28 protein-coding genes, 1 pseudogene and 1 riboswitch are annotated in these 25,880 nt (G+C 60.7%); of the genes and pseudogenes, 13 read left to right on the forward strand and 16 right to left on the reverse strand.

Going from position 1 to position 25,880, the window contains the following annotated elements; all coding sequences use genetic code 11:
* Positions 1-18: 18 nt before the first annotated feature.
* Positions 19-648, reverse strand: a complete 630-nt coding sequence (locus HWY05_RS21135; RefSeq protein ID WP_035555614.1) for a TetR/AcrR family transcriptional regulator — start codon at positions 646-648, stop codon at positions 19-21.
* Between the two features lie 231 nt (positions 649-879).
* On the opposite strand from HWY05_RS21135, the gene HWY05_RS21140 reads away from it, so the two are divergent.
* The 4 genes from HWY05_RS21140 (at position 880) to HWY05_RS21155 (ending at position 4,612) form a co-directional block, all read left to right on the forward strand.
* On the forward strand, positions 880-1,191 hold the full coding sequence (locus tag HWY05_RS21140) for a hypothetical protein (protein WP_035555611.1): 312 nt from the start codon (positions 880-882) through the stop codon (positions 1,189-1,191).
* Between the two features lie 50 nt (positions 1,192-1,241).
* Positions 1,242-1,351, forward strand: a riboswitch (SAM-I-IV-variant riboswitch).
* 44 nt (positions 1,352-1,395) lie between these two features.
* Entirely contained in the window at positions 1,396-1,749 is a 354-nt protein-coding gene (locus tag HWY05_RS21145; RefSeq protein WP_176059481.1) for a hypothetical protein, read from the forward strand.
* A 214-nt stretch (positions 1,750-1,963) separates the two neighbouring features.
* Positions 1,964-3,346 (forward strand): hypothetical protein, encoded by a 1,383-nt coding sequence (locus HWY05_RS21150; protein WP_176059482.1) that lies wholly within the window; start codon positions 1,964-1,966, stop codon positions 3,344-3,346.
* Between the two features lie 141 nt (positions 3,347-3,487).
* Positions 3,488-4,612 carry a transglycosylase SLT domain-containing protein gene (locus HWY05_RS21155; RefSeq protein ID WP_244146672.1) on the forward strand — a complete coding sequence of 375 codons (1,125 nt, stop codon included), beginning with the start codon at positions 3,488-3,490 and terminating at the stop codon, positions 4,610-4,612.
* A gap of 132 nt (positions 4,613-4,744) precedes the next feature.
* On the opposite strand, the gene HWY05_RS21160 is transcribed toward HWY05_RS21155, so the two are convergent.
* From HWY05_RS21160 to HWY05_RS21185, 6 genes are all read right to left on the reverse strand, one after another.
* Positions 4,745-6,604, reverse strand: coding sequence for a M3 family metallopeptidase (locus tag HWY05_RS21160; RefSeq protein WP_176059484.1), 1,860 nt, complete (start codon positions 6,602-6,604; stop codon positions 4,745-4,747).
* A gap of 45 nt (positions 6,605-6,649) precedes the next feature.
* Complete coding sequence (locus tag HWY05_RS21165) at positions 6,650-7,129, reverse strand: hypothetical protein (protein ID WP_176059485.1); 480 nt, start codon at positions 7,127-7,129, stop codon at positions 6,650-6,652.
* A 43-nt stretch (positions 7,130-7,172) separates the two neighbouring features.
* Positions 7,173-7,610: a GNAT family N-acetyltransferase gene (locus tag HWY05_RS21170; protein WP_176059486.1), complete on the reverse strand. Its 438-nt coding sequence runs from the start codon at positions 7,608-7,610 to the stop codon at positions 7,173-7,175.
* A 4-nt stretch (positions 7,611-7,614) separates the two neighbouring features.
* The gene (locus tag HWY05_RS21175; RefSeq protein ID WP_051980673.1) at positions 7,615-8,601 is read right to left on the reverse strand and encodes an alpha/beta hydrolase; all 987 of its coding nucleotides are present in this window, start codon (positions 8,599-8,601) and stop codon (positions 7,615-7,617) included.
* 133 nt (positions 8,602-8,734) lie between these two features.
* Positions 8,735-9,292: a TetR/AcrR family transcriptional regulator gene (locus HWY05_RS21180; protein WP_035555598.1), complete on the reverse strand. Its 558-nt coding sequence runs from the start codon at positions 9,290-9,292 to the stop codon at positions 8,735-8,737.
* 132 nt (positions 9,293-9,424) lie between these two features.
* On the reverse strand, positions 9,425-10,777 hold the full coding sequence (locus tag HWY05_RS21185) for a carotenoid oxygenase family protein (protein ID WP_244146660.1): 1,353 nt from the start codon (positions 10,775-10,777) through the stop codon (positions 9,425-9,427).
* A gap of 151 nt (positions 10,778-10,928) precedes the next feature.
* On the opposite strand from HWY05_RS21185, the gene HWY05_RS21190 reads away from it, so the two are divergent.
* On the forward strand, positions 10,929-11,690 hold the full coding sequence (locus HWY05_RS21190; RefSeq protein WP_035555595.1) for an IclR family transcriptional regulator: 762 nt from the start codon (positions 10,929-10,931) through the stop codon (positions 11,688-11,690).
* A 69-nt stretch (positions 11,691-11,759) separates the two neighbouring features.
* Here HWY05_RS21190 and HWY05_RS21195 read toward each other — a convergent pair whose 3' ends face one another.
* The 4 genes and pseudogenes from HWY05_RS21195 to HWY05_RS21205 form a co-directional block, all read right to left on the reverse strand.
* On the reverse strand, positions 11,760-13,319 hold the full coding sequence (locus HWY05_RS21195) for a methyl-accepting chemotaxis protein (protein WP_035555592.1): 1,560 nt from the start codon (positions 13,317-13,319) through the stop codon (positions 11,760-11,762).
* Between the two features lie 249 nt (positions 13,320-13,568).
* Positions 13,569-13,649: pseudogene (locus HWY05_RS38385) on the reverse strand (short-chain dehydrogenase); the annotation flags it as partial.
* Positions 13,650-13,703: 54 nt separating this feature from the next.
* Positions 13,704-14,132, reverse strand: a complete 429-nt coding sequence (locus tag HWY05_RS21200) for a GNAT family N-acetyltransferase (protein ID WP_176059487.1) — start codon at positions 14,130-14,132, stop codon at positions 13,704-13,706.
* Between the two features lie 61 nt (positions 14,133-14,193).
* Positions 14,194-15,453 (reverse strand): MFS transporter, encoded by a 1,260-nt coding sequence (locus HWY05_RS21205; protein ID WP_176059488.1) that lies wholly within the window; start codon positions 15,451-15,453, stop codon positions 14,194-14,196.
* Between the two features lie 261 nt (positions 15,454-15,714).
* Here HWY05_RS21205 and HWY05_RS21210 point away from each other — a divergent pair, with 261 nt between their 5' ends.
* Together HWY05_RS21210 and HWY05_RS21215 are read left to right on the forward strand one after the other, a co-directional pair.
* Positions 15,715-16,110: a response regulator gene (locus HWY05_RS21210; protein ID WP_035555582.1), complete on the forward strand. Its 396-nt coding sequence runs from the start codon at positions 15,715-15,717 to the stop codon at positions 16,108-16,110.
* Between the two features lie 261 nt (positions 16,111-16,371).
* A complete protein-coding gene (locus HWY05_RS21215) occupies positions 16,372-16,716 on the forward strand; it encodes a fucose-binding lectin II (RefSeq protein ID WP_035555579.1) in 345 nt (114 codons plus the stop codon).
* 128 nt (positions 16,717-16,844) lie between these two features.
* Here HWY05_RS21215 and HWY05_RS21220 read toward each other — a convergent pair whose 3' ends face one another.
* The gene (locus tag HWY05_RS21220; RefSeq protein ID WP_176059489.1) at positions 16,845-18,512 is read right to left on the reverse strand and encodes an ankyrin repeat domain-containing protein; all 1,668 of its coding nucleotides are present in this window, start codon (positions 18,510-18,512) and stop codon (positions 16,845-16,847) included.
* A 306-nt stretch (positions 18,513-18,818) separates the two neighbouring features.
* Here HWY05_RS21220 and HWY05_RS21225 point away from each other — a divergent pair, with 306 nt between their 5' ends.
* Positions 18,819-19,541: a YafY family protein gene (locus tag HWY05_RS21225; RefSeq protein ID WP_176059490.1), complete on the forward strand. Its 723-nt coding sequence runs from the start codon at positions 18,819-18,821 to the stop codon at positions 19,539-19,541.
* A 32-nt stretch (positions 19,542-19,573) separates the two neighbouring features.
* Positions 19,574-19,942 (forward strand): VOC family protein, encoded by a 369-nt coding sequence (locus HWY05_RS21230; RefSeq protein WP_035555571.1) that lies wholly within the window; start codon positions 19,574-19,576, stop codon positions 19,940-19,942.
* 40 nt (positions 19,943-19,982) lie between these two features.
* Here HWY05_RS21230 and HWY05_RS21235 read toward each other — a convergent pair whose 3' ends face one another.
* Together HWY05_RS21235 and HWY05_RS21240 are read right to left on the reverse strand one after the other, a co-directional pair.
* Positions 19,983-20,552 carry a nucleotidyltransferase family protein gene (locus HWY05_RS21235; RefSeq protein WP_035555569.1) on the reverse strand — a complete coding sequence of 190 codons (570 nt, stop codon included), beginning with the start codon at positions 20,550-20,552 and terminating at the stop codon, positions 19,983-19,985.
* 438 nt (positions 20,553-20,990) lie between these two features.
* Positions 20,991-21,935 carry a LysR family transcriptional regulator gene (locus HWY05_RS21240; protein WP_244146661.1) on the reverse strand — a complete coding sequence of 315 codons (945 nt, stop codon included), beginning with the start codon at positions 21,933-21,935 and terminating at the stop codon, positions 20,991-20,993.
* 77 nt (positions 21,936-22,012) lie between these two features.
* On the opposite strand from HWY05_RS21240, the gene HWY05_RS21245 reads away from it, so the two are divergent.
* The 3 genes from HWY05_RS21245 (at position 22,013) to HWY05_RS21255 (ending at position 24,092) form a co-directional block, all read left to right on the forward strand.
* Positions 22,013-23,008 (forward strand): Zn-dependent oxidoreductase, encoded by a 996-nt coding sequence (locus HWY05_RS21245; protein WP_176059491.1) that lies wholly within the window; start codon positions 22,013-22,015, stop codon positions 23,006-23,008.
* Positions 23,009-23,181: 173 nt separating this feature from the next.
* Positions 23,182-23,436, forward strand: a complete 255-nt coding sequence (locus HWY05_RS21250) for a hypothetical protein (RefSeq protein WP_176059492.1) — start codon at positions 23,182-23,184, stop codon at positions 23,434-23,436.
* A 107-nt stretch (positions 23,437-23,543) separates the two neighbouring features.
* A complete protein-coding gene (locus HWY05_RS21255; RefSeq protein ID WP_176059493.1) occupies positions 23,544-24,092 on the forward strand; it encodes a hypothetical protein in 549 nt (182 codons plus the stop codon).
* Between the two features lie 159 nt (positions 24,093-24,251).
* On the opposite strand, the gene HWY05_RS21260 is transcribed toward HWY05_RS21255, so the two are convergent.
* The gene (locus HWY05_RS21260; RefSeq protein ID WP_176059494.1) at positions 24,252-24,710 is read right to left on the reverse strand and encodes a MarR family winged helix-turn-helix transcriptional regulator; all 459 of its coding nucleotides are present in this window, start codon (positions 24,708-24,710) and stop codon (positions 24,252-24,254) included.
* A 63-nt stretch (positions 24,711-24,773) separates the two neighbouring features.
* On the opposite strand from HWY05_RS21260, the gene HWY05_RS21265 reads away from it, so the two are divergent.
* On the forward strand, positions 24,774-25,067 hold the full coding sequence (locus HWY05_RS21265) for a DUF1330 domain-containing protein (protein WP_035555548.1): 294 nt from the start codon (positions 24,774-24,776) through the stop codon (positions 25,065-25,067).
* Between the two features lie 34 nt (positions 25,068-25,101).
* Here the strand turns inward: HWY05_RS21265 and HWY05_RS21270 are convergent, their stop codons facing one another.
* A complete protein-coding gene (locus HWY05_RS21270) occupies positions 25,102-25,854 on the reverse strand; it encodes a TetR/AcrR family transcriptional regulator (RefSeq protein ID WP_176059495.1) in 753 nt (250 codons plus the stop codon).
* Between the last annotated feature and the right edge of the window lie 26 nt (positions 25,855-25,880).

Raw genomic sequence — 25,880 nt, forward strand, 5'->3', positions numbered from 1 at the left:
CCGGCAGGACGCCCCGCGCTATTCGTTTTTTTTCCCCGCAGCAGACCCGAGATACGTACGCACGAGGTCGCGAATTTCAGCGAGTAGCAGGGCCCGCATGGCCGGTTCTTCGTTGGCCGTAATCACCACGCTCTTGAGCATGTGGAGCAGCACGACCGCCATGACTTTCGCCTTGGCGGCACTCAGACCGGGTATCGCCTCGCTCAGGATATCCGCGATCCCGCCACGCATCGCGACGCGAAACCGCGTACGTTCGTCGGCGCTGCCGCCACGCGCATCCACGAGAGCCACCGCAAAACTGCGTTGCGACTGAAGCACCAGCATGAAGTCAACAAACGCGTCGGCCACGCCCTCGAGCGTCATGTCGGGAACCTGGCGGGCCATGTCGGCCAGTCCATCCTGGACGTGAAGCGCGTAACGCAACAGTAGCGCGTCGGCGAGCGATTCCTTGGAGGGGAAGAATCGATAAAGCGAGCCGATCGCGGTCCCGGAGCGCGCCGCGATCTCGGTCATCGTGGCGGCGTCGTAACCTTTTTCGGTGAACACGGCGACCCCGGCTTCCAGGATCGCGGCGACGCGCAGACGCCCCCTTTCCCGTTTGGGTTCCGAAGCGCGGGCGGCGTCTGGGGCAGGCTTAGGCGAGATCATGCTGAGGGACCGATATGCGAGGATTTGATAGGAATTCCTCGCATATTAGCATGATGTGGGTTGCGAGAATTTCCGTTGAAATTAGGCTATTTCTATCAGTCTGCATTTTTGCACGGGCTTGTCGTTTGACATATGCGAGGGTGTCCTCTACTATATTTTGCGAGGATTCCCTCGCAAAATATCGATCAATGGCTCAACCCGATTTCTCCCCACCACGTTCAAGGTGATCACATGCAGCAGGTTTGGTCGTTTCTCGCCGGGGCGCTTTTGTGCAATTGCATTCCCCACCTGGCTTCCGGATTACAAGGCTTTCCGTTTCCTACGCCGTTTGCCAAGCCTAGAGGTGTCGGCGATTCTTCGCCTATCGTCAATGTCGTTTGGGGCTTCGCCAACCTCGCCGTCGGCGTGTTGATCGCGGCTCGCCATACGAACATGGCGGAGATCGGCGTGGACGCGTTAGCGGGCCTCGTGGGCGCCCTTGCGATTGGAACCTACATGGCAGTCCATTTCGGCAAAGTGCAACGCGACAAGCGAGTGCGTTGACGCATACGGTGCGGTCCCTTTCACAGTCACCCGGCAATCTGCTAGACTTATCCCTGCATCCAGAGTTAGTACCAAACGGTACAAACGCCAACCTGCCTACCCGGGCAAGGTGGTTGCCTCAAGGCGATGCGGCCGATAGTCGGCAACGAAGCGGGAGCGGCATAGCTTGCACCGGTTCGAATTTAATCTTCATCCGGAGTCGCTATGAAACGGGATCTCTCCTCGTCACCCGCATTGAAAACGGAAGACAACTGGTCGCACTGTCTGCCCGGTTTTCGACTGACCCACACTCTCCATCTCGTCTCCGACGTCAATCTCGACGTCGTCGCTCAGGCCGCCGCGCATCTCAAGAGCAAGCACGCGCCCGTCAATCATTGGGCGGTCGTCAAGCGCGGCAAAATCCTCGAACAGAAGATCACGCTCGACGACATCAGCGAGCAACAGGCCAGGGTATTGCGCGAGCACCTGCTGACACTTCAAGACGTGTTGCGCGTTCGCCTGGAACATCGTTTCGTGCGGTGCGATGCAGACACTGAACCGGCGTTTGTCACGTCGTAAAAGAGGCGCTCGCGGGCGGCCGCTTTCTACTTCCTGCTTCCGCCAGCGCGAACGTAAGGTTCCTGACAAGCCGATCGCGCGGCTATAGCCGCGCATGGCTAAACGTCTGCGCCGCCTCGACCGTTCCCGCTACACTCACGCGATCGTCGCGCAGTCCATGCGAAGAGCGACGGATTCAGCGAACGCGCGATAACGCGTGAAAGGAACACACGGCATGCCCACGGCCCCGGATCACATCACACGCAACGCCCACCACGCCCCGCGAACGACGCTCGACAGCGCCCTCGCCGCCACGCCGCGCGACGCGGCCTTGCATCGCACGATGGCCGACGCGTTGCGTGCGGAGGGCGATGAACTCGGCGCGCTCGCGCATCTGATCGCGGCTCAAACGCTCGACGCCTACGCGGCCAATCAGCCGGACGCGACGACCGCGACGCTCTGCGACGTCGCGACGGGTTACATGATGAAAGGTGACGACGAGCGCGCCGCGCATTGGTATCGGCTCGTGCTGGCGCTGGATCCGAACGTCGCGATCGCGTATCTGAACCTCGCCGCGATCCACACGAACGCCGGCGAACTCGCCGAAGCGGACGCATGCCGCGAGCGCGCGTATGCGTTGCAGCGCGTGTACGTCGAACGCGTGGGGTCGCCGGCGCTGAACGTGTTGATACTTTGCGTGGGCAGCGGCATCGGCAACATACCGTTCGACGCGCTGTTTCCCACCACCGTGTGTTGCCGGATCAAATACGCGATCGACCACGCGGGCGAAGAAGAAGACGCGCAGCTTCCACCGTACGATCTCGTTTTCAATGCGATCGGCGACGCCGATGTCGCGGCACCGCTTGCAGCGCGACTTGAACGCTTCGCCAGACACTGCGAGCGTCCGCTGCTCAATCCGCCTTCGAGCGTCGCGAAGACGTTTCGTCACCAACTCGGCGCTTTGCTAGCCGGTCTCGACGATGTCGCCGTCGCGCCCTGCGTGCGACACGACACACCACCCGCGTCGCGCGACGAACTCGAACAACGCCTCACCGAAGGCACGCTGTCGTTTCCGTTACTGGTGCGTCCGACCGCAACACATGGCGGCGAAGGCGTGCTGCGCTGCGACTCGCTCGCCGCGCTCGAAGCTCGCCCCGACGCGCTGACCGGTCCGCACTATCTGACCGGCTTCACCGACTATCAGTCGGCGGATGGTCACTACCGCAAATACCGGGCAATTTTCGTCGACCGTCAGCCGTTTCCTTATCACCTCGCGATTTCGCTGGACTGGATGGTCCATTACTTCTCGGCCGATATGGAACGGCACGCGTGGAAACTCGACGAAGAACGCCGCTTTCTCGACGACGCGCGCGCCGCGCTCGGGGACCGTGCATGGGACGCCATCGCGGCGATTGGTCAACGACTCGATCTGGATTACGGCGGCGTCGATTTCACCTTGCTGCCCGATGGCCGCGTGTTCGTCTTCGAGGCGAATGCGACAATGCTCACGCATTACGAGCGCAACGGCGGGCCGCTTACACATAAGAACCCGTACATCGAGCGTATCTTCACGGCGTTCGGCACACTGCGAGCAAGCCGCGCCGGTCGCAAAAGGTAAGATGACGCCTCCTGGCCAACGCCGCGTTCGACTACGAGCGGCCTGCAAAATCAATTCCAATTCATCATGCAGCTCCAGAAGCACTACCCGAACGTCAATGCGCTGCTCCAGACCGCTGCATTCATCTCTACACTATGCTTTATGCATGGCACAGCGCTAGCCGATTGCATCGACGACGCCGCGGCGTTTCAACACGTCAACGTGAGTTTGATGCGCGGTATTGCGCAGGTCGAGTCGGGCATGCAGCCGAATCGCATCAATACCAACAGCAATGGCACGACCGATATCGGACTGATGCAAATCAACAGTTCATGGCTGCCGGTGCTGGCGCGCGAGGGCATTAGCGAACAAAGCCTGTTCGATCCTTGCACCAACGCTTATGTGGGCGCGTGGATTCTGTCGGAGAACATTCGCCAGTTCGGGCCGAACTGGAACGCCGTCGGGGCCTACAACGCGGCGTCGCCCGATAAGCGCCTGAGCTATGCGCGCAAGGTCTATGATGCGGTTCAATCCATCTCCGCTTCGCCGGATTCATCCATGCCTATTCTCCCGCCTTCCTTTACGCCGCCGCAGACTTACAGCCCGTTCACGAGCCTCGAAATCACGCCCGTGCAGAGCGGCCGTCCCCGCGCCGCCGCGCCGGCCGGCACGGCTACCGCCGCGAATGGCGCAACCGGCGTAACCGGCGCGAGTTCCACGATTGCGGCCTCGGCGGCGTACAACTTCGGCTGGACCGTCACCGGCGCGGATCAGGCAAAGCCCATGCAGGTATTCGACGATGGCTCGAAGGTGTTCGTCCAGTTCGTCGATATGAAGCACATTCCGGCCATTTTCGCGGAGACGCCGAACGGGCGCGTGCTGCTGCGCTGGGATCTGCAATTCCCGTATGCCGTGATCGCGCGCCCGGAGCAGACGCTGATTTTCCAGAGCGGAACGTTCGAGGCGCGCGCGTCGCGTACGCCTGGCGCGGCGCAGTCGACGGCCAGTGTTGCGAGCCGCGATGCGGTGCCGACTGCAGCGCCAACCTCGGCGTCAAGCCCGCTTTCTACGCCGACTAGCCGCGATCAGAAAACGGCCCGTGCGGCATCGACGGACGCGCTCTGGTACGTCGGCAGTCCGACGACGAGCAAGCCGCAGGCGAACACGGCGCAGGCGGTGCCGCTGCAAGCAGCGACGGAACCGCCGAGCGCGCCGTCGTCTGTGCCGGCGGCGAAGGCCAAGCCCGCTCCGTCTACCGATGCGCTTTGGTATATCAATGCCAAATGATCGGGCGCTGGTAGTGCGTGGTTGTCAGCGGAGAGGTCGACGTGCCACGGTCGCGGCTACGCTGACCCGCTTGCCGCCACAACGTATTACTCTCCGCGACAAGGCTTTCGAGAGTCGAAAGCCTTGTCAAAACTAAGCCGCGCTCCCCAACCGCGCGGCCCACGCTTCAAACTCCGCATACAGCGCGGATAGCGATTCGTCATTGCTCGCTATCCGCTGCGCGCCGTGAACGATCGAGATCGACGCATCGAGATCGCCTTGCTGCGAGGACGGCGCGACCTGCTCGCTTCGCTTGCAAACTTCTTGCGCTAATTGCCACGCGTCGTCGGCGGAACGATTGCAGTCCGCGGCGAGATAGCTTGAATTCAACGTCTCCCCCGTCAACGCGAATAGCGTCTGATCGAGCGTCGCGCTATTGCCGGGCGCCCAATAATGTTCAGCAAGCAGCGGCCCGACTGCCGGATTGTCGACGAGATAGCCCAACGAGCGGGTCAGATAAGCGCGCGTTTGCGCCGCGGCCATCTTTGCCAGCAGATAGCCGTGGTAATAAACGGCGATGTCGTGATAGATCGGATGAGGCGTGGCCAGCACGTAGTTGGTATGCCCCGCAACGCCGAGAATGCGCTTCGTCACCGAACGGGCAAGTTCGAGCACCGAGTCCGGCGTGCGCTGCGCGTCGTCCATGTTGTACAGCGCCCATTCGAAATAGGTTGGAACCAGATCACGCCGTTCCATATAGGCCAGAAAAGCCTGGCGAGTGTCGACGCGTGCGCGAATCGCTTCTTCCGGCATCGGCTTGCCTGCCGCGTCCATGGCGTAGCGTCTCATCCAGCAGGGATCGGCGGGCAATGCGTCGAAGAACTTGGCCTGTGCTTCGAGCAAAGCCGGCGAGCTCGGTGCGAATTCCTGCGAAAAACACGGCGAATTCCGCGTGACGTTGGCGTAATGCGCGGCATGACCGGCCTCGTGGAACAGCACGTTGAGCCCCTGCAAACCGGCGCCCGCCTGTTGCGGCCGCGCCGTCGACGTGAAGCGAACGTCGGCCGGCGTCCAGCCGTCGGTGTCGTCGTGATAGCCGGGTGTGGGGGCAATGCAAAAGCCGGTCGGGAATTTGCCTTGCCGGTCCAGCAGATCTATCTCTAACCTGGCACCGCGATACGACACACCCATGCGGCGAAACGATTCGGCCCAACGCTCCAGTGCTTTCCCAAATGGAAAGTAGGCTTCATGCCGCTGTGACGCACCGCCCTGCATCAGGTACGTCAGATTGCGCGGAAGCAATGCCTGCTCGCCGTGCTCCGACACCAGACGATGCAACGATTGTTGATGCGCGTCGCGAGTACTGGCTTCGAAGCCGTCGAAGATCTCGAACAACTGCTCGGGCGTCATACCGCTGTTGGTCTGCAAGCGATACTCGAAGAAATTGCGGTAGCCCAGCTCTCGCGCCAATTCGTTGCGCTTGCCGACAATCTCGACGAAGCCGCTCTCCACCACCCAGCGCTCGAGTCCGTGCAGCGCTTCGTGAGAACTTTGACGCGCGGACTCGTCCGGGTTGGAGGCCAGATTGCTCCTGAGCGCCGCTGGCGAAGCGTTCTCGCGATGGCCTTTGGCTCCGATATGGTTCATGGTGTACGCCTGGCGTCGCGCGTATAGATCGACGTCCCGTTCGACCAACCCGGTCAGCAACGCAGCGGCGCGATCAGTGCCGATCGCATTGACCTCGAATAGGGCAACCCACCCACGCAAACCGCTGACGAGTGCATCGCGTTCAGGCGAGGATTCGGCGGTGTCCAGCATCGCCAGATACTCGCGACAGTGGGCGAGACGCTCCGCGTCGGCAGAGAACATCTTGCGGCTCAGCGAGGCCGCGCCCAGTGCCTCGTGCTCGTCGCTCTGACCGGTGTGAGTGGCCCAGTAGAGTTCGCCTTCCGTGCGCAGCAGTTGCAGATAGTGCTTATTGAGTTCGTCAAAGAACGCGCGAGCGTTTTGCATGTGAGAGGTCGTGGTTAGAACGTCTTGGAGAGGAGACGAAACGCCTTATTTCGTAGCCCAACGAACGAGCCGCGCATGGCGATGTCGGAACAGAAACTTGAGCATGCCGAGCATGCCGCGCTGCCACATCGGTATTTTTGCGCCGGGCCAACGCAATTCGAAGGTCAAGCGGTCATGCACCTCGCACCCTCCGCTTGCGTCGCGAACAGTCCGTTCATGTACCCATGTGCGGATACCCAGCATGCGCGACGTTTCCTTGAACCGGTAGTCCGGTTCGACGTCCACTTCGGCTAGCGTCAGGTCGTCGAAGTCCACCGGGAGCCAACCGAACGCGAGCAACCAGCTTCGGCCAAGGTACTGACCGCGCGGTAACTGCTCGATCGTCTTGCCACGCAATGCGAACGGCGTGGTCATGCGCAACCAGGGGAACAATTCGTCGTTGATGCCTGCCGGTGTCGTCACGCGGCGCCACACGTCGAGTGCGCTGAGTGGCAGCGTCGACTTCTGTTCGAACGTCAATTTCATTTTATTTGTTTGGCAATGGCGTTAGACGAGATCAGGGCGGCAACTACCGCGAAATAAGCTTTCTCATCGACGGTGCGAGATGCAGCGCAAAGTTCTGCCGCTCATAGAACGGAACCGCATCCGGATGCGCGTCGAGAAACACGGCCGTCATTTCGCGTGCCTGTGCATCGGCTTCGGCATAGTCCATCAACGCGCGGCCGGCGCCGCTGCCTCGTACGCTGGCGTCGACGACCAGGTCGTCGATATGCAAGTGAGCACCGCGTGCGAGCGTATGAACCGGCCGCATGCCCATGACGCCGATCAGCACGTCCCCTTCAAATGCGCCGACGAGTTCATAACCGGTGTGCGCCTGGCGGCGTGCCCGTTGCAGGAACTCCGCCTCATCCAGTGCGCGCAACTGGACAATGACGGGAAACGCGCGCGGCCATTCAGTCGGGGTAAGGCGTCGGACATTGACTCGGGTGCGGCCACTTGCGGTCATAGCTTCAATCCATTCCATTTGAAGAGTCCCTATTCTTGCATAAGGCGTCCAGTCCGAAAAACGCGGCAAGCTCGTCGGCAACGATTTGCGGTTGCTCTTCGGGAAGAAAGTGGCCGCAGTGGCTAATCGTGCAACCCTGAACGTCGACGAAAAACTCGCGCAACGGCGTCGCCATGTCGGCAATAGATCCTTGATCGGAACCGAGCGCTAACAAAGGCGTCGGCAGCTTGCCGTTTGCGCTCAACTCGCCGTTCTGCCGCGCGGAGAGCGATGCGGTGCGATAGTAAGCCAGCCCCGCCCGCAGGCCGCCGTCTTTTACGAAAATACGCAGATACTCGTCGAGGTCCGCGTCGGAAAACGCATCCGGATTCGCGGTCTTTCGACGCAGAAACCAGTCCAGATATTCCCGCTCGCGACCCGCAATCAGCGTCTCAGGCAAATCAGGAATCGTGTGAAACGAAAAATGCCAGGTACGCCACGCGCGGTCCGGTGCGGTGGGGAGTGCAGCGGGCAAGGTGATGCCCGGAATGCCCGCATCCAGCAACGCGAGCCTATGAATTTCACTGCCGAATAGCGCCGCATACGGATAAGCGACCCATGCGCCCACATCGTGAGCGGCGAGCGAGTACTGGCTAATGCCGAGTTGCTGAAGAAAACGATGAACCTGCTGGGCCAGTGTCTGCGTGTCATAGCCGTCTGTCGGTCGATCGGAATCGCCCTGCCCAGGAAGATCCAGTGCAACGATCTGGGAGACCGGCGCGAGCAGCGACATCACTTTGCGCCACGCGAACCAGCTCTCGGGAAAGCCTGCCAGCAGCACGACGACATCGCCGTTCGGCTTGCCACCTCGCACATAATGAAGCCGGACGCCATTGACCGTCTCGTACCGATGCTCGAATCCGGCTAAGCCGGCAACCGGTCTCGACGGCGGCGCCGCATTGACGAGTTTTGGGCTGACCGGTAAAGCCGCAAATGAATCCGTTGTCGACATGGGAACTCCCTGATTTTCGCTGTGCGGAAAGCTTTCCGATCAGTGCTTGATGAAGAAAAATAGTTAGGAAATATTCACTTCCTAAATAGCAAAAAAAAACCGCCCGGCATCTGAAGGAGGCAGTCAGCTTGTACTAACTCAACAGGCGCATCGCCTGATCGGCGGCGGCCATCATTTGCGCGCGGGTTCGCCCCGCTTTGCCCACGATTCTGAATCCTTGCGTCACACTCAGCAGCAAGCGCGCGGTGGATGCAACCTCAACGGCCGAAGGAATCGAGCCGTCTTTGTGACCTGACCGGATCAGATCCGCCAACAGCTTTTCCGTACGCTGCAAGGCGGCGGTGATACGACCGGCCACCTCACTATCGAAGGTCGCAAGGTCGGTGGCACTGCCCACGACCAGACACCCGCGCTCGCCTTCGACTCCGTGAGCCGACTCGGCATAGAAATGTAGGACCGCGAGCACCTTGTCACGGCCGGACCCCGCCGCATTGATCGAACGTTGCAAGCTCGCCTGACGAATCTCGGTGTAGCGCTCGAATGCGGCAAGAAACACCGCGCGCTTATCGGCAAACGCCTTGTAGATACTGCCCGCCGTCAGATTCATCGCGGCGCCCAGCTCGCCGAGCGACGTCGCGTGGAACCCCCGTTCGCGGAAGATCCTGATGGCGCCGTCTAGCGCCATGTCCATATCGAATTCACGAGGACGGCCAGGACTACGGGGGGCTCTCGGTGCATGAGTGTGAGTCGTCATGGCGGTAGTATAGGAAATGAATATTTCCAAATCAAGCGATTTCTCAAACCCCACGGCCTGAAAACCGGCCTAACCGTTCCCCGGCAGCCATGCTCCGTGAAACCCCGCGGGAATTCGCCTCGGCAGTCGCACGGTCGCGATCGGATCGCCGTCTATTTGCCGGCCATCGAGAATCACCACGTCGGTCGTATCGCTCGCCTGCCGGTAGACACATACAAGCAGCCAGCCGTCATCTTCACTCGTCGCTCCGGGACGCGGCACGAATACGGGCTCGCTGTTCTGATCCCCTTCCGGCACTGCGTAGCGTTGCTGCGAGCCACGTTCCAGGTCATAACGCACGACGCCACGCATTTCCGTATTGGTCGGTTGCTCGACCGCGTATAGAAACCGATAGGGCTGACCGGTCCGCGTTTCGTTGATGCGGGGCAGTTCGATGCCCGTATCGTCGAGCGGCGTTTCGAGCACCGTACCGCGATCGAGATCGATCACGTAACGCCACAGCACGCCGAGCGGGTTGTCTAGAAAACCCGCTCCGCCAGTCGATAACCGCAGGAACTCGGAGTACCGGACAACATCCAGAACGACAGTGGTTGCGCCCACATCGTAAGCATTCACCACGTGCTGGATCATGCACGACGTCACGTCGAACCAGCGCATCGCGCCACCATGACGCGGCATCACACCGATCCGCGCCTGCCGATCGTCATGCCAGCGCAAAGGCATCCGATAACTGCGCGACAGCATCGAAAAGTCGTACGCGACGTTGAGGTCGAACAGGATGCTCCGCGTCGCGGTGATCGCCATGTCGTGCATCATCGAAGGAGACCGGGACGGCAATTCGATTTCCATCTCGACTGTCGTGTTGCCGTGCGCATCGCTCACGCCGTAGCGCAGCCACGGTTTTTCCCAACCGGCGCGAAACGTCATCAGTTCGCCGGTTCGTGGATCGACCTTGGGATGCGCGGTCATGCCTTGCACGAGGCCCGGATGACAGCGGGCCGCGCCGAGCGTATCAAGGCCCGCCGTGATGGCCAGCGGCGCGCCGCCTTCCGCGAGCGCCAGGATTTCGCCGGCATGAACGAGCACGTTAACGTTCGGATTTGTGTCGAGCATCGGCGACACGTCCGCGAAATCCTGCGCCTGCGCCCAACGCCTGGTGCGTGCCCAGCGATTGCAATAGCGCACGGCACGCCTCTGCTGAAACGAAATGGCATGCAGCATCGCGGCTTCCGGCCACCACGACAACACGTCGTTCCCCGCAAAGCGCCCGCTCAGCGGATTGGGGCCGTTGCGCACCAGCACGCCGTTGAGTTCCAGCGGCAGCGTTCCTATAACGGGCAAGTCGATGAGATCGACTTCGTCGACAACCGGCGCCGTTGCGCCGGCGTTCAGATCGAAACTCAAGCGTGAATTTGTCGCCACATTGACCTCGGAAATGAGCAATGCGTGATTTATACCCGGATAAATATAGACAATCAATTACATCCGGGTAAAATTAGAACCACGTCTCACCGCCTTGACGCCGCCCGTCCCGCCTTCTAGCATGGTCCGCTCTACAGAACGATCTTCTCCCATGCAAAACGAAGACTCAGAAAAAGGTGGCGGCGTCGCGGCGCTCGATCGCGCGTTCGCGATACTCGGCGCGTTCGAGTCGGGCGAGAAAGGCGTATCGCTCGCGGACCTGGCGCGCCGCACCGGCTACTACAAGAGCACGTTGTTGCGCCTGCTCGGCGCGCTCGATCATGGCGGCTTCGTGCGCAAGCTCGAAGATGGGCGCTATTCGATTGGCCCCGAACCGTTACGGCTCGCTCAGATCTATCAGGAGTCGTTTCATGTCCGCCACGTCGTCGAGCCGCTGCTTCAGCAACTCGCAATCGATTCGGGCGAAACGTCGTCGTTTTATGTGCGTCAGGGCAGCCACCGGATCGTGCTGCATCGTGTCGAACCGGCGCGTGCGGTACGTGTATCGATTCGCGAAGGCGAGCGCTTTCCAATCGATCGCGGCGCGTCGGGCAAAGTGCTGCTTGCGTTTTCCAAGCCCTACAAGAAGGGTTTCGACGACGTGCGGGATCGGATGTGGGCGGTGTCGTACGGCGAGCGCGATCCGGACACCGCGTCGATTTCGGTGCCGGTGCTTGCGTTGGGAGGAGAGCTGGTCGGCGCGCTGACCGTGTCGGGACCGCGGGAACGGATCGGCGCCGTGGAGTCGATGCGTGCCTCCTGCAAGCTATTACTGAGCGCTTCGGCCCGCGCGAGCGCGGCGCTCGGCGGCGATTCGTCGATGTTTGCCCAGAGCCTCAAGCTCGCGGATCAGAACGATTTCGTGGCGCCGTAGCGATCGGCAGTTGCAGCTAGTTGCCGGCAAGCCCCTGTCGGCGACTACCCGCAACTACCCGCTTGGGCTTCACGCCGTCGCGCCTTCCAGGCGGAACACGTTGACCACATCGCGCAGCATCTGCGCCTGTTCCTGCATCGACTGCGCGGCGGCTGCGGCCTGCTCGACCATCGCGGCATTCTGCTGGGTCGTCTCGTCCATCTGCGCAATCGCAACGTTGACCTGCTCGATGCCGCGGCTCTGCTCTTCGGACGCCGCCGAAATCTCGCTGATGATATCGGTCACGCGCTTCACGGCATCGACCAGCGAATGCATCGTGCCGCCCGCTTTCTCGACGAGCGCCTTGCCGTCGTTGACGCGTTCCACCGAGTCCTCGATCAGACTCTTGATCTCTTTCGCCGCGTCGGAACTGCGGCGCGCGAGATTGCGCACTTCGCCCGCCACCACCGCGAAACCGCGCCCTTCTTCGCCCGCGCGCGCCGCCTCGACGGCCGCATTCAACGCGAGAATATTGGTCTGAAACGCGATGCTTTCGATCACCGCGATGATGTCGACCACACGCGCCGAACTCGTCGCGATGTTCTGCATGTTCGCGACGACCTCCTGCACGACATGACCGCCGTCGCCGGCCAGCTTCGACGCGTTGCGCGCCATCTGGTTGGCCTGCACGGCGTTGTCGGCGTTCTGCTTCACGGTCGCGGTGAGTTGCTCCATGCTGGCCGCGGTTTCGCCCAACGAAGACGCCTGCTGTTCCGTACGCGCCGACAGGTCGAGATTGCCCGCGGCGATTTCCTCGGCCGCGACCGTAATCGTTTCGGTGCCGCCGCGAATACGCCGGATCGTATCGGCGAGACGATGTTGCATGCGCTGCATCGCGAACAGCATGCTTTGCTGATCTTCCTTGCCGATCGAAACCGTGCGCGACAGATCGCCGTCGGCGATGGTTTCCGCCACCTGCGCCGCGTAGGCCGGTTCACCGCCAAGACTGCGCTTCACATTGCGAATGATTAGCACCAGCGCGATCGTGCTGAAGCTGCCGGTCACGAGAATGGTGAGCAGATAACCCAGCAGCGCGTTGCGAAACGCCGTGTTGATGTCGTCCACGTAGACGCCTGAAATCAGATACCAGTCCCACGGCTCGAAGCGTTTGACGAAGCTGATCTTCGGCACGTGCTCCGTTTTGCCCGGCAACCGCGCCATATAGTCGACGAAACCTTGCCCCTGAGCCTGAGCGACTTTGACCATGTCGACGAACAGCAGCTTGCCGTCGGTATCCGCGTAATGGGTAACGTCCTTGTTGCGCAGATCCGCGAGCGTCGGATGCATGATGACGACCGGCGTCGCCGTCGTGATGATCATGTAGCCGTTGCCCGGATAGCGCATCACCGACAGGCGCGCCATGGCCTGCTGTTTCGCCTGATCCAGCGTGAGTTCGTGCTGGTCGGCCAGCCTGGCGTAATCGGCCACGATGCCGTACGCGGATTCGACGACGTTCTGCACCGCCGCCTTGCGATCCGACAACATGGTGCTGCGCGATTGCCACGCCGCCCAACCGCCTAGAAGCAGCAGGCCGAGCCATGTGATCAACAAGGCCAGCCACAGTTTCGTATTCAAGCTAAGTCGATTCACGCGGTTTTCTCCGTCGCCTGCTAGCGCGAGGTCATTCCCCCGCGCCAAGCTCAACCTCGCTGGCATCGCGCGGAATGCGTCGACCGGCAGAGGGTTGTCGCTGTATAACGGCATCAACGCGCATAACCTGAATCAGGAAATGCCTGAAATTACGGCCTATTTCGCGGTATCGCTCGCTATCGGCAAGCTTTCGGAAAACGCGCCCTCAAACTCACTATGTGAGATTCAACCCACCGTCTGAGAGCAGAACAGGCGGGTCATGTGGTTCAACGCGGCCTTGCTCGCGGCATACGGAATCGAGGCGCCCTTGGGACGCACGCCGGCATGGGAATCCGGTAGTTAGAGTTAAAGCTTTTCGCGTGCGTCGACGAACAGAACGTCGCCTCAAACCAGATCTTTTCTCATGAACACGCGGCTGCTGCCGGCCGGCTCGCAGGGCACGTCGCCGAACACTCGCCAGCCGTGCCGCAAGTAGAATTCCGGCGCCTGAAAGTTGATCGTATAAAGCACCGCGCCCCGGCAACCGCGTGCGATGGCCTCGGCTTCCGCTTCGCCCAGAATCCGGCTGCCCAGGCCTTCACCGCGAAGAGCCGCCGGAATATAGAAGAGATCGACGAAGAGCAATCCCAACGAGGTTCGTCCCGTCAATCCGCCGATTACCTTGCCGGTTTCAGGGTCCTTGATGAGCACGGCGATCGGACGAACGTCGTCGATACCGGTCTTCTGGATGTTGAATTCGTTGAGACTGCGAGAGATCGATTCGATGTCGCCGGATTGCGGCGAATCAGTCAGGTGGATGGAATGCTTGGGCATGTCTGTGCTTGTTGGCCGTTTCGAATGGGTGGGCGACTCACAAGCTGGCTATCCTCTCACATCACGCAGCCCGGCTGCGCATCCACTGATTGAGGCCCGCACACAACACGAGCAGCGAAGCGGTCACGAAAAATACCGGTTGCAGGCCAATGTGCGCGCCAATACTTCCGCCGATCAACGGCCCAACAACTTGCCCGGTGAATTGCGCCGATTGCAGATAGCCCAAGGTCGTGCCGGAGCTTTGTTCGTCGACCGAATGGCGCACCAGTTTCGCGATGGAAGGCAACAGGCCGGCGATCGTCATGCCCATGATTCCGCGCAGCGCGGCCAATTGCCACCAGCGCGTAACGAACGCTTGCGGCAACATCACCAGCGCCGTGGCGATCAGGCAGCCAATAATCACATTCCAGCTACCAACCCGGTCCGCGAGCGCCCCAAGCCGCGACGCGGTCAGCATGCTGCCGAACGCCGAGCACGCCATCACGATGCCGGCCACGCGCGCGAGATCCGCATGCGGCACGCCCAAGCCGCCGATATACACCGTGATGATCGGTTCGATGGACATATTGGCGAGCAGCACCATCATCGCCGTGACAAGCAGCGCGGGAATCACCGCGCGATTCGGCTTCACACCAGACTGTTCTTTCGCGACCGGTTTTGCTTTTGCGTCGACGGCGCTGTTGAAATTTTCGCGCACCAGCACGATGGTCGCGACGGCCGCCACGGCGATCATCGCGCCGCCGACGAAGAACGTGCCGCGAATTCCCACCCACGTCGGCAGAAAGCCGCCCACCAGCGGCCCGATCAGATTGCCGGCCAACGCACCGGTCGACAGCACGCCGAGCGCCCAGCCGGCACGCTCGCGCGGCACCTGGGTTCCGATCATGACGATCGATGCCGACGCGTAGCCGCCGATCAACCCGGCCGCGAGACGCAACACGACGAGCTCGGTCACGTTGTGAGCGAGGCCGATCAACGACATCACGACCGCCATGCCGATCGCCGCACGCACGAGCATCGGCTTGCGGCCATAGCGACCGGCGAGACGCCCCCAAAGCGGCGCGGTGACGGCCGTGCCGAAAAACGTCGCGCCGAATGCCACGCCCGACCACTGTACGATCGCGCCCGGCGAATGGATGCCGAGCTGCTCCACGTACAACGGCAGAAACGGCAGCAGCATGCTCAGGCTCACCAGCGTCGTGAACGACCCAAACACGCAGACCGCCAGGTTACGTTGCCAGTAGGCGCCGTTGCGCGCCGCGTAACTATGCGAATCCGAATGCAGCGACGCTGCGTTGAGGGCGTTGGCAGGAATGGACATGACGTATTTCCTCGAATTTGCCGGGATGCGCGAGCGGTGTGTCGGTCGAAGCCGTTTGCCTGCGGTGTTCCCAATGCCTGAAGCATACGCACGACCATCCATCTAAAAAAATGAATTTATCTGATCGAAATGATCTTTTTTGAGAATACTTGAGTGACCGCGCTGCGGCATGAAAATCGGCAACGTCGATCGGCGCAGGCGCCGAACTTCCGGCGCTTAAAACTGACCAATTAGGAGGTCAGAGATGGAGAAGAGTTCGGTATGGCAAGTGTTCTGCTGGTAGATGACGATCTGGAAGCGTTGGCCGCATGGAGCGCCTGCTGCGCCGCCGACGGATATGAAGTCACGATGGCAAGCAACGGCCAGTTGGCGTTGGCCCAGTTCATCGATTTCCCTGTCGATATCGTGGTGGCGGACTGGCGCATGCCGGTCATGTCGGGCAGCGAACTGTGTCACCAGTTGCGCACGCTGCCGGACATACCCGACGTCGCGTTCATCCTCGTTTCCGGCGAGCCGAGTCCGCCCGCCTTCGTCAGCTATGACGGTTTCCTGCGTAAGCCAGTGGAGGGTCCCCTGCTGCTCGCCACCATGCGACGGCTGATCGCCGACCACGCGTCTCATCGACAGTCGCCATCCGGCAGAGACAAACCGACCTGAAATGCAGGCGGCTTCACAAGCATCTTCAATGCCCGCTTCGGCTGCATCGACAGGAATCCCGGCAATGTGACAGTGCCGCGGACCTGCTCACCTTGATAGCTACGTGACCCAGGCAACGTGTCTACATTACGTCGGCGACAGCGTGATTCCGCGATCTCCACGCTGTGACGGTCTTCGATCCGCGCGCCCGTTCGAGCCTGAATGACGCTTCCGATGTCGGCTCGCGTAATGTGGGAAACGCTCCCTTTCCTGGAGAAACACATGGCTCAGCAAGGCGTATTCAACCTCCCTGCAAACATCCGTTTTGGTGTGACGGGTTTCGCTAATTCGTCCAATGTTCAAACGATCCAGGTCTTCGTTGATAACGAGGTCCGCGCTACGTTCAACGGTCAAAGCACCGACAACAAGGTCATCGGCACGCAAGTGCTCAATTCGGGCCACGGCGCCGTGCAGATCAAGGTGTCGGTCAACGGCCGGCAGTCGGACCTCGTGTCGGTTCAGACAACGCTCACGAACAAGTTGAATTTCGCGCTGGTCGGCTCGGAAGATGGTAGCGACGGCGACTACAACGACGGCATCGCCGTGCTCAACTGGCCGATCGGCTAAGCTGCGCAGCGGTAGTGACGACACGCGGCGCTGGCCGATGCTTTGCGGCATGGCCAGCGCCGCCGTCGTGCTGAACGATGGCGATTGCTACGGCGTGGTTGGCAAAGAGCGAGTCGCGTCAGTTCGATTCAGCTCGCTTCAGAAGTCGCGCCGCTGTCGCCCAGCAAGACTTCCGTCACCGCTTCGGAAAACCGCCTCACCCGACCTTCAATGATGAGCCGCTCCGGATCCGCCGGATCCTGCTCCACAGGTGGAAGGCCATGAGCCTTCAGCGCGCGAGCACAGCCGATCCAATCCGGATTGTCCGAGCCGCCCGGCTCGCCGAGCGAAGCCCAGGACAGCGTGCCGAGCACGTCGTCGCCATAGCCGTGGCGCTCACGCCAGCTCGCGCCGTGCGCGAGCAGAAAAGCGGTCAGTTCCGCGTCGCCATGAAAGACGGCGTGGTTGAGCGCCGTTGCGTCCCAGTCTCCTCCACGCGCGGCAATCGGCCAGCCGAGTTCGACCATGACCTTGACCGCGGCGCTCGATCCCCATGCCGCGGCGTCGGGCATTAACCTGAGCCGGTCGTCCGACAGCGAGCCCGGCAACCCCGGATAGTGAGCCTGAATCCGTCGCGCCTCGGTCGCGTCGGCGCGGCCACAGGCGGCGATGAAGTCGTCATCCGCGGTGAGGTCTTCCTGCACGCCATGGGCGCGCAGCAACTCGGTGACCTCCGGTAGGCCCACTTGCGTCGCCAGTCGGTAAGCACTGATGCCGGCGCCCGTTCGCGCCGTCGCATCGGCGCCCGCCGTCAGCAACGCGGCAATATGTCCGCGTGATCGGCGCACCGCGATCGCACGCAGCAGCGGAGTTCGCCAGGTGTGCGTCACGCCCGGTCCGGCCGGCTCGTTGGCGTCGCCGCCGTGAGCCAGCAGCAGTTCGAGCGCGGCCGGTTCCGGCATGTCGAGGGCGCGCCACACGGCATTCGTGCCGGCGACACGCGCGCCATGCTGCAGCAGCAGACGCGTGCAGTCGGGATTTTCAAGCGAGTGATAGAGCGATTCACCATCATTGGGATCGGCGCCGGCCGTGAGAAGCATCTCGGTGAGAACCGGATCGCGGAGCACGCCGGCCGCGCCGTAGAGGGCGGATAAAGGTTCCGTGTCGTCAGGCGTTGCGAGGGAAGCCGGTGGCAAGCGATTGCCGATACGCTGGTTTGGATTAGCCCCAGTGCGCAAGAGATAAAGTGCACATTCGCGTAGTGCTGCGGCGAATTCCGGCAGCCGTCCCAGGCATGAGTGGGTCACCGCGACGAGCGGCGGAAGGTTGAGCGCGCCGCCCGCGCGGTTGATCCAATCGGGATCGGCGGTTATCGTCCGCGAGATCACGTCGAGACGTCCCATTGCGCAGGCCGCGTAGGGGTCGCTGGTGAGAAAGTCGGCGTGGTCCCGTAAGAGTTGGGCGGCAACCCGTGGCCGTGCCGCGTCGTAGCTGCCGGTCACATCGCCGCCATAGGTCAGGCTCAGCCAGCGGCGGTTCAGCATGGCCTGTTCGTGATGCGCGAAAGCGCTGGCCTCGACAAACGCGGCGAGATCCGCCCAGGAAGAAAAACCGTACTCGCGCGCGATGCAGGACTGCGCATTGTGCAGGCGAAGTTGAAGCGCCAGCACTTCGTTCTCAGTGCGGCGCGCGGCGGCGGGAAGATGAAGGATGAAGCGTTCGACTGCGGTGGCGTTGCCGTTGCGGTAGAGCCGCAACAACTCTTTCGCCTGCTTCTTCAAGTGGTCGAGATTGGCCTTGGGAGGCAACTTGTTCATGACGGATCCTCGTGCATTTGATGGCCGAAGGTCCGCAATACCGCCAGCACAAAGGATGGTGAGATAGTTGAAGCGCTCCTACAGGTGGGTTCAACCCTTTCCGCGGACCCGGAAGCGGCCTGCACCGCTAAGCAGGATGCTATGCGATGGGGTGTGATGGCGTCAACCGGGGGGATTGGGTGGGTTCGACAGCGCCGCATAGATCGTCAACAATCCGATATCCGCTGAACAACGCCTATGGCGGTCGGTTCGCAGTAACCGACTGCTGGCGTCGATCTGCTCGTGTGTCGATATCAGGATCAACGTATGACCCGCTCCGAACGTCTCCTTCACCTCTTGCAAGTGTTGCGGCGCTATCGACGCCCCGTGAGCGCCCAGGTATTGGCCGATGAACTCGGTGTGAGCATCCGCACGCTGTATCGGGACATCGCCAGTTTGCAAGCGCAAGGCGCGATGATCGAAGGGGAACCGGGCGTGGGCTATGTGATGAAACCAGGTTTCATGCTGCCGCCCATGATGTTCAGTTCAGAGGAACTCGACGCGCTGGTTCTTGGCATGCGCTGGGTCGCGGATCGCGGCGACAAGACGTTGTCGGCCGGCGCGCTGAGCACACTGGCGAAGGTTGCTGCCGTACTGCCCATGGAACTGCGTCGCGAGTTGGAAGAGTCATCGCTGCTAGTGGGCGCGCCGTTGAAAAGACCTGCCCACAACGTTTCCACGGATCTTCTACGTGCCGCAGTCCGCGCAGAGCAAAAGCTCAATATCACTTACGTGGATGGCGGCGGCACTCACTCGCAGCGTGTAGTTTGGCCCTTTGCACTGGTCTATTTCGACCAGGCTCGCGTGCTGATGTGCTGGTGCGAGCTTCGGGCAGACTTTCGGAATTTCCGCTCGGACCGGATCTCGGCCGTCGAGCAAATCGAAGAGCGTTACCCGAAAAGACGATCGACGCTGCTGCGCGAGTGGCGAAAGGCCAACGATGTAGCAAGCCGCACCATACTGCCAGAATCTGACAGTGTCGGCCTTTAAGCTGAGGCTCCTTTCTTAGTCAGGAGCTCACCATGAAGTTTGCCTCTGTTCGTGTCGTCACCCAGAATCTCGATGGGCTAATTGAGTTTTATCAAATGCTTTCCGGTATCGAAGCCGCACGGCCGGCCGATGGATTTGCCGAAATGCGATTCGACGGCGCGGTGCTTGCGATTTCGTCCGAGCTTCTGATCCAGCGCTTTAATGCCGGTGCGGCCATTGCGGCTGCGAATCAGTCGGCGATTCTGGAGTTCGAAGTGGCGGACGTCGACGCGGTGTTCGAACGGATGAATGCGTTGGGGACGCCCGTCGTGATGCCGACGACGATGATGCCGTGGGGAAATCGCTCGCTTCTATTGCGTGACCCGGATGGGAATCTCGTCAATGTGTTTTCCCGGCCTTAAGCGTTGGGGCCGCCTAAACTGCGGTGATTTTAGCTGATACCTACCAGGAGTCTCGCAACAGATGCGGCCACTCGCGCAGCCAACGCTCGGTTTTCTCGGCGTACACATCAGGTATGGGCAGTAGCCTGTTCGGCTTCAAGCGTCCTTCAAAAAGGTCTCGCAAACCAAAGGGCGAGTAAATCTCGTGGCCCTCTTCACGGCGTCGGATGCCCACTGCAACCGTCGCACAGGGAAATCGATCGATGCCATCCGACGCACGGCTTACGGCACCGAACGGAACGCCAAATTTGGTCTGGTACCAGACCGGTACGCGGGCCTGGTTGCGAACTTGTACTTCGACGGGGATATCCGCAAACAGGCGCCGGGCTTTTTCAATCACGGCGTCTTCCGCCTCCCATGACGTATCTGGGTCGTAGTAGAAAAGATCGTAGTCCCGGATGCCCGCGTGAACGTCACGACCGGAAGCCAGATTCCATATCGACTGTGCGATGCAACCGGCGGTTAACCACCAATCCGAAAAACCAAGCTGTGATGCTCGATCCAGAATCAGCTTGTTCCATTGATTCCGTTGTGCGAGTTGTACAAGATCGTGCTCCAAGGTTTGGCTCATTTGGTGGTGGGTTTCTGGGCTTACACCTCGCTACGCCACGCTGCTCGCGTGTCGTCAAAGGCGTTAGTGCGATCGGACTGGCAGGTTTTCTTCCCAGTACGTTCTCTTTCTCAGTTTCGCTGCGACATTTACCGGCTCGGCCTGAATGCCGTGACGACTGGGTTCGTCGCCCAGGCCGGTCGTCATTCGTCTCCGTTCGGCCGAGCCTGTGTGAAAACGCGTGTTGGAAAGGTCCTTCTAAAAAATCGACCCCTTAGATGGCGTTGTATTGGCTTGGTAGCAACTCGGGAAGGGTAACGCGACACCCGAAAACCGAGTACTTTTGCGTTTTCACACAGCCTCGGCCAGTTTGAGACCTTCGCATCCGACACGTAGATTGCCCACAATTCAGCGTGTCGACGTCGGCCGACTTGCAGTCGCAGTTGACTGAACTGCGTTTCAAAGTTCTGAACGCGCAAATGCCGAGACAAGATATTCGATGAACACTCTAACCCTCATCGGTACTCGACGGCCCGCCGGATAGACAAGGTGGATAGGCACTCGCTCGGGCTGCAAATCTGGCAGCAACACCTCGATCTCGCCGGACCGGATCTCTTCCGCCATGAGCCAGAACGGCGCCTGAGCAATGCCAAGGCCGCAAAGCACGGCAGCGCGAATATGCTCCGCATCTCCCGTCAGCAGCGAGCCGTGCGGCACATAGGAGACACGCTCCCCGCCGACCTTGAGCGACCAGGGGTAGCGCTCGCGGCCTTTCGCAAAGACGACGCAGGTGTGCCCATCGAGGTCCGCAAAGCTCGTCGGAGCGCCGTGAGCCGCAAGATAACCAGGGCTCGCCGCGAGCACGAAGTCCGTCTCGGACAGCTTCCGTGCGGTGAGGGACGAATCCACCAGTCGCCCATGGCGGACCGCCAGATCGACGCCGTCGCCGACGAGGTCGACATGCCGCTCCGATACCGACAATTCAATCGCGACGTCTGGATACTGACGGAAAAACCCAGGTAGCAGCGGTGTAATGCAAAGCCGACCATGCGCCGGAGCCGTATTGACCCTCACCACGCCTCGTGGCGACTGCTGGCGGTCCCCGACGGACGACTCGAGTGCGTCGAAGTCGTCCACCAGTTGCCTGGCCGATTCGTAAAAGGTTTGCCCTGCGTCCGTGATCACAACCTGGCGCGAGGTCCGCAAAACGAGTTGAGCACCAAGATGCCGTTCCAGCGCGCCGATCTGCTTGCTAACCGCAGGCTGTCCGATCCCTTCCTCGCGCCCCACGGCGGAAAAGCTGCCGCATTCGACGAGGCGTACAAACAGGCGAATCGCATTCACTCGGTCCATATGGGCTATACGCATCAATTCCAGAATGGAATGGATGGTATGCCCTGACACAGCGTTTCCGCAATCAATGAAGTTGCTTATGGTACGGGCTGTGCAATCACCGACACCTAAACCAAAGGATCTGAACGATGAAAGCGATTTGTGTAACGCCTGCCCGGGAGCTTGAGGTACGTGACATCCCGACCCGGAGTGAGCCTGCGCCGGGTCATGTGCTGATCGACATGGATGCTTCGGCGATCAACCATGGCGACAAGACTTTCCTGAGGATGCCCACAGCGGCCGGTAACGCGTTCGCGCTGGGTCAGCATGACGTATGGGGTGCGTCGGGGGCTGGGCGCGTGGTCGCGGTGGGCTCAGGCGTCCCCGTGGAATGTTCGGGCAGGCAGGTGGCGGTCTACCGGTCGCTCGACAGAAGCCCGGAGAGTGTCGGGCTTTGGTGCGAACAGGCTCATGTACCTTATACGACCTGTCTGATCTTGCCGGACCATGTACGTGCGCGCGACTATTGTGGCTCGCTCGTCAACGTCATGACGGCCTACGCCTTTCTCGAAGAGATCGCTAACGCGGGTCACAAGGGCGTCATCGTCACGGCCGGGAATTCGGCGACCGGCTATGCGCTTGCTTCGCTCGCGCGCGGCAGAAACGTACCGGCGATCTTCCTGGTGCGCACCGCCGCAGCGCGGGACGCGCTGTGCCGTTTGGGCGTGGAGCATGTCATCGTCACCACCGAGGGGTTCACCGACACGCTCGCTGCGCTGTCCACCGAACTGGGGACGACGGCGGTATTCGATGGCGTCGGCGGCGACTTGCTAACGGGAATTGCCCCTGGCTTGCCGATGAATTCGACGATCTATTTCTATGGCTTTTTGGGCGGCGCTGCGCCGGTTTCTGTCCCATCCGTACTGTTCATGATGAAGAACCTGACCATGAGGCGATTCAGCAATTTCGAAAGCCGGACGGTGAAGGAGCAGGCGAAGCTCACTGCCGCGCTAAAAACGCTTGAGGGTGTGATCGACGATCCCATGTTCACGACCAGAACCGGCAAGGAATTCCATCACGATCAGATCGAACTCGCCATGGCTTACGGGCCGCTGAATGGTGCGAAGGCTGTCCTTGTAACGTAGGTCGTCCGCAGACTCGCGGCGACGTCCGTTGTAGAAAACTCCGAATAGCCGGCAGAGTCGGAGTGAGTTGGTCGCCGTCGGACTGTGTGCGGCCAGGTGCGGTCACTCGACCAAAGCCGCCAGATCGTTGACAATACGGCTGCTGAGTTGCTGAAGTCGTGGAAACCCGAAATATGAACAAGAATCAAGAATTCTTGCTGCCGTTCGGAATCGACCTCAGGGTCGAGGACGGAATCACAAGTATCGAATCCTGTTTGCCGGCGGCACTACCTAGCTTTAGCGATCCTGTCGAAAACGGGCGCATCGTCGGGGTCGTTGAAGGCATCGAGCAATTGTTGCTTTCGCTCGCGCGTGTCGGTATCGATTTATCCCATCCACAGTTCGCGCAGGCAGTCCATGACTGCGTAGCCAACCTTCAATCTGATTGATTGGCAAACTACGATGTCCGGCCAAGAGCAGCCTTTCAACGCCGGCGCCAGTTTCGCCAATTCGTCGGTCGCTATTGCGATCTTTGAAATACCCAACAAAGATTAGGATGATGAAATCTCTGCTTGCAGTGCTCTTCGTCGCGCAAGCGATATGGCTGCCCCAGGCCATGGCCGTCAACGTTGAGGATGGTTTTGGAGCGTACAAAGATGCGGACGGGCAGACCAAACTTGTTGCGTGCAAGAAAGCGATCTACGAGCGCAACTGGTTCACATATGACCGTGATCTTTTACTGAAAGGTGGCTTGAACACACAACAGGCCGAGGCGGACTACGAGGCGATGAAAGAAGCAGGCTTACGTGAAGTCTTCTTCACCGCCTTGGCCCGAGGCACAGACAAGGACGCATATTCAGGCGAGCTGCAGCAGGTGGAAGCGTCAATGTTTGACATGTATGAGCAAGACGCTGCGACCGCAGTATGGGAATACAAGCGCCTTGGCGAGTATTGCTTGACCCAGGTGTACCCAGCATTGATTGCCAGCAACAGTGAGTTGGCAGAACTGGACAAATCCGTTCGTAGCATACCGATACCCGAAGAGTTGGCGAGAGCCGCCAAAGCCGAGTTCATAACGCACGCGACAAAGGGTGCCGCAAAGTAGGTTGCGTTCCCCTTGAGCGGTACGAGCCCCTCATAGCCTGACGCTTTAGACGTCGCGGGTCGAGATATCTTTTGGCACCACAAGTTCAACGGGTGATTCGCGACATGGAATGTCCGCTTTTCAGAGAGTCGTCGGACTGCTCCGGGTCGACTACGGAAGTCATACACACGAGGATTCCGCGGCCTGGGCTAGCTCAGCCATCGCCTGCCTTGCCGAACGAAGTTTTTCATCGCCCATGCGACCGGCGAGTTCCGCCTTGGCCATCCTCCACACCGGGAACGCATCGGCCATGAGTCGACGCCCGGATGCCGTCAGCGCTAGCCGCTTTCCGGCACGGCCACGTCCGCCTGTAGCGCGGACCAGATCTCGGCTTTCCAGATTCTGAACATTTCGGCTGAGGGTCGTTGGATCGACCCCGGCTTTATCCGCGAGGTCGACGAGCGTCGTGCCCTCGGCTGCGCCGATCCCAACCAGAAGGCTGAATTGCTCGGCCGTCAGCCCAAGCGGCTTGAGGCACGCGTTGTAGTACCGCGTGAGTGCACGCGCCGTTACACGAGCCTGGAAGCCCGGACACTCCGCTTCGACGCCCATCAAAGATTCGCGATCTAAACCCTTCATATCGACCTCGTTGACAACCTCATCTTCCTATAATAATGTATATGCATTATTAGTGGAGGCACAATGCCAGCCTACGTACACGTCAATCTGCGCGTCATCGACTCCGCCAGGCAGGCCGCGCTCGCGCCGCGCTTTCAGGCCGCGCTGGAAGAGGCAGGCGGGCGGATTCTACATTTCGGTCCTGTTGCGCAGATTCTGGAGGGGGACGAGGTGCCGTTGCCGATGGCTGGCGTGTTTGAGTTTCCGACTCTCGCCCAGGCGCAAGCCTTCTACCATTCCGAGAGGTATGCGCCGATCAAGGCCGAGCGTCAGGAAGCCCAGCAAGCCCGAATGTTCATAGTCGAAACACACTCGTGAGTGACCGCTTTCGGAAACCCACGCCCGGCACGGATTAACTTCTAGTTAATTTTTTCTTCGGCTTCCGCTTCGCTTCATTCGCCCAAGCCGCTTGTCGCGTCACAATCGCCTCAACAATACGCAATAGTCGAGCGCCGATCTCGGCGACCGACTTGTTCTGCGCCGCAACCTGCGCGCCCTCGAGAACCATCATGATCTCGGCCGCGGTATCGTCCGGCGAAGCGAGACCCGCCGCTTCGCACAGTCGGGCGAGTCGCGTCCACTGCCGTGCCTTATGTTCCTCGATCAGTTGCCGTGCCGGATGATCTCGGTCCGGCAACTCCGCAATCGAATTGATGAACGGGCAGCCGCGATGCGACCACGCCGCCACTTCGTCGGCGGCAAAGGTGGCCCAGCCAAGAATCTGCGCGCGCGGATCGTCGGCATGAGCCGCTTCGATGCGATCGAACGCCGCCCAATAGTGGGCGGTGACCTGGCGCAACCATTCGACGATCAGCGCGTCCTTCGACTGAAAATGACGATAGAGCGCCATCTTCGTGGTGCTCGCATGCGCCGCGATCGCTTCGACGCCAGTAGCGCGAATTCCCTCGTTATAAAAGAGCTCCGCGGCCGCGGCGAGTACACGCTCGCGCGGTGGATCCTGCTTTACCGCGCCTGACGCCTTCGCCTTCGCACCACGCTTGACCGCGAGCTTGACGGGTGCCGTGGCGGCCACCTTCCCCGTCGCTCTAGTTGCCGACTTCACCGAGCCGCTCACGCGCTTTTCACTACCGAGTATTTTCTTCATATCGCCTTGACAGTGATACCGGTCGG

The organism is Paraburkholderia sp. BCC1876 (assembly GCF_902833695.1).
In the GTDB taxonomy this organism is placed as follows: domain Bacteria; phylum Pseudomonadota; class Gammaproteobacteria; order Burkholderiales; family Burkholderiaceae; genus Paraburkholderia.

Coding starts and splice junctions, on each gene's coding strand:
- HWY05_RS21135 (WP_035555614.1), bottom strand. CDS start 648: ATGATCTCGCCTAAGCCTGCCCCAGACGCCGCCCGCGCTTCGGAACCC.
- HWY05_RS21140 (WP_035555611.1), top strand. CDS start 880: ATGCAGCAGGTTTGGTCGTTTCTCGCCGGGGCGCTTTTGTGCAATTGC.
- HWY05_RS21145 (WP_176059481.1), top strand. CDS start 1,396: ATGAAACGGGATCTCTCCTCGTCACCCGCATTGAAAACGGAAGACAAC.
- HWY05_RS21150 (WP_176059482.1), top strand. CDS start 1,964: ATGCCCACGGCCCCGGATCACATCACACGCAACGCCCACCACGCCCCG.
- HWY05_RS21155 (WP_244146672.1), top strand. CDS start 3,488: ATGCATGGCACAGCGCTAGCCGATTGCATCGACGACGCCGCGGCGTTT.
- HWY05_RS21160 (WP_176059484.1), bottom strand. CDS start 6,604: ATGCAAAACGCTCGCGCGTTCTTTGACGAACTCAATAAGCACTATCTG.
- HWY05_RS21165 (WP_176059485.1), bottom strand. CDS start 7,129: ATGAAATTGACGTTCGAACAGAAGTCGACGCTGCCACTCAGCGCACTC.
- HWY05_RS21170 (WP_176059486.1), bottom strand. CDS start 7,610: ATGACCGCAAGTGGCCGCACCCGAGTCAATGTCCGACGCCTTACCCCG.
- HWY05_RS21175 (WP_051980673.1), bottom strand. CDS start 8,601: ATGTCGACAACGGATTCATTTGCGGCTTTACCGGTCAGCCCAAAACTC.
- HWY05_RS21180 (WP_035555598.1), bottom strand. CDS start 9,292: ATGGACATGGCGCTAGACGGCGCCATCAGGATCTTCCGCGAACGGGGG.
- HWY05_RS21190 (WP_035555595.1), top strand. CDS start 10,929: ATGCAAAACGAAGACTCAGAAAAAGGTGGCGGCGTCGCGGCGCTCGAT.
- HWY05_RS21200 (WP_176059487.1), bottom strand. CDS start 14,132: ATGCCCAAGCATTCCATCCACCTGACTGATTCGCCGCAATCCGGCGAC.
- HWY05_RS21205 (WP_176059488.1), bottom strand. CDS start 15,453: ATGTCCATTCCTGCCAACGCCCTCAACGCAGCGTCGCTGCATTCGGAT.
- HWY05_RS21210 (WP_035555582.1), top strand. CDS start 15,715: ATGGCAAGTGTTCTGCTGGTAGATGACGATCTGGAAGCGTTGGCCGCA.
- HWY05_RS21215 (WP_035555579.1), top strand. CDS start 16,372: ATGGCTCAGCAAGGCGTATTCAACCTCCCTGCAAACATCCGTTTTGGT.
- HWY05_RS21220 (WP_176059489.1), bottom strand. CDS start 18,512: ATGAACAAGTTGCCTCCCAAGGCCAATCTCGACCACTTGAAGAAGCAG.
- HWY05_RS21225 (WP_176059490.1), top strand. CDS start 18,819: ATGACCCGCTCCGAACGTCTCCTTCACCTCTTGCAAGTGTTGCGGCGC.
- HWY05_RS21230 (WP_035555571.1), top strand. CDS start 19,574: ATGAAGTTTGCCTCTGTTCGTGTCGTCACCCAGAATCTCGATGGGCTA.
- HWY05_RS21235 (WP_035555569.1), bottom strand. CDS start 20,552: ATGAGCCAAACCTTGGAGCACGATCTTGTACAACTCGCACAACGGAAT.
- HWY05_RS21245 (WP_176059491.1), top strand. CDS start 22,013: ATGAAAGCGATTTGTGTAACGCCTGCCCGGGAGCTTGAGGTACGTGAC.
- HWY05_RS21250 (WP_176059492.1), top strand. CDS start 23,182: ATGAACAAGAATCAAGAATTCTTGCTGCCGTTCGGAATCGACCTCAGG.
- HWY05_RS21255 (WP_176059493.1), top strand. CDS start 23,544: ATGATGAAATCTCTGCTTGCAGTGCTCTTCGTCGCGCAAGCGATATGG.
- HWY05_RS21260 (WP_176059494.1), bottom strand. CDS start 24,710: ATGAAGGGTTTAGATCGCGAATCTTTGATGGGCGTCGAAGCGGAGTGT.
- HWY05_RS21265 (WP_035555548.1), top strand. CDS start 24,774: ATGCCAGCCTACGTACACGTCAATCTGCGCGTCATCGACTCCGCCAGG.
- HWY05_RS21270 (WP_176059495.1), bottom strand. CDS start 25,854: ATGAAGAAAATACTCGGTAGTGAAAAGCGCGTGAGCGGCTCGGTGAAG.